The sequence below is a fragment of the Aphanothece microscopica RSMan92 genome, from assembly GCF_046613545.2.
In the GTDB taxonomy this organism is placed as follows: Bacteria; Cyanobacteriota; Cyanobacteriia; order PCC-6307; family Cyanobiaceae; genus NIES-981.
In genome coordinates, this window is sequence record NZ_JBKKKY020000207.1 from 1 (window position 1) to 1087 (window position 1087).

Below are 1087 nucleotides of genomic sequence, written 5' to 3' on the forward strand. Positions count from 1 at the left end.
GCGCCAGCAGCGCATCGCGGTAGTTCGTCAGGATTTCCAGCGTCGAGCGGTCGGGCGGGTTCTCGAACCGGCGCAGCAGGATCCGGCCGCGAAAGGGTTCGTCCAGGACGCGGCCCTCGGCCAGGCCGATGACGCGCCGTGTCTCGCCGAAGGCCTCGTCGATGCGGTCGCCGCGGCGTTCCTGCGACCCGGCATAGGGCACGACGTCGATGACGCTGGCGGTCTGCGCCCACAGGGGCGCGGCGGGCAGGAGCGACACGAGCATCGCGGCGGCAAGACGGCAGAGCATGGATCCCCCCGGTGCGGACAGGGGCGCAAGCCTAAGCGCAGGCGCAGGGGGCGATCAACCCGCGCGGGTGCGAATCGTGCCGTCATCGCCGCGCCCGATTCGCCGCTCGGGTCGGGGCGACTGTCGCCCGGTCGGCAACGGCAGGGCCGGGACGGGCCGATTGCCGCCGCGCGGGCAACGCGGGGGCGTGGAATGCGGCGGAATGCGGGCCATTCCGCGGCGCAGGCGCGCCGCGGTTGCGGGCGCTGCATTGTTTCCAGAACCGAAACAGACGGCCCGCCAAACCGGCCCGTCGCGCCGTCCAGGACGAGGATCGGCCGCCAAAGGGCCGGGAAATGGTGCAAAATCGGAAACAGATGCACCACGGCCGCCGCCGCCCTCCGCGCGGTGTCGCCACTTTTGCGCCACTTTTTTACTTTGCCGCAACCATGACGGGCGGTAGACAGAGGGGGTCCCGTGACTGCGGGACACGGCCGTGGGGGCGGCTGTACTCGGTGTGTGTGGGGCGCGCAGGCGTTCCGGATTGAATGGTGCTGCCGACCGCGGACAGGACTCCGCGACAGCAGGCGCTGGTGCGGCCGACGTCAGGTCGGGCACGGGCGTCAGGGGGAATTGCCCCCCGCAACCTTCGTCACTCGGGTCACCGGCCGGTGCGACGCCCTTTCCGGGGCGGCGTTCGTGCAGGGAAACCGCCCGCCGCGGTTTCCGGGGTAGTGGGTTCCGGGGTGCGTGATCGTCCGCGCGCCTCGCCGTGGTGAGGATGACGACGATGCCGATCATTGCGCTGTACAACCTGAA

Annotated in this window: 1 protein-coding gene; it reads right to left on the reverse strand. The window is 70.9% G+C overall.

The window, feature by feature from the left end; translation table 11 throughout:
- Positions 1 to 289, reverse strand: a 289-nt coding sequence (locus ACLD7X_RS17005; protein ID WP_411424870.1) for a hypothetical protein, incomplete at its 3' end; no start/stop codon positions are given.
- Positions 290 to 1087: the final 798 nt, after the last annotated feature.